The organism is Georgenia satyanarayanai, assembly GCF_023715365.1.
Lineage (GTDB): Bacteria > Actinomycetota > Actinomycetes > Actinomycetales > Actinomycetaceae > Oceanitalea > Oceanitalea satyanarayanai_B.
Genome location: NZ_JAMBNZ010000183.1, coordinates 1 through 322, shown reverse-complemented (window position 1 = coordinate 322; position 322 = coordinate 1). Strand labels below are relative to the sequence as shown.

At 69.3% G+C, this 322-nt stretch carries 1 pseudogene; it reads right to left on the bottom strand.

From position 1 onward, the window contains the following. Positions 1-322: pseudogene (locus tag M3148_RS17595) on the bottom strand (IS3-like element ISPfr13 family transposase); the annotation flags it as partial.

Below are 322 nucleotides of genomic sequence, written 5' to 3'. Positions count from 1 at the left end.
CGGTGGTGCGGCGCAGGTAGGCCGTCATCTTCCGGCGCCCGTACAGGCCCTCTGGGGTGAGCCGGCGCCGGCCGTGGTGGTCGGTGGTCCAGGCGGCCTCGCGCACCGCGTCAACGACCTGGGCGTCGCTCATTGTGCGGGCGGCGATCACGCGGCTGGCGCTCTTCCAGCTGCGATAGGTCCGCGCAGCGATCTGGCAGCCCTGCTCGCGCAGCACCCGACAGATCGACTCGACTGCGTGGCCCTGGGACCTCATGGTCTCGATGAATCCCATGATCAGCGGTTGCGGGGGTCGAGTTCCCCGACGAAGAAAACTGTGGCG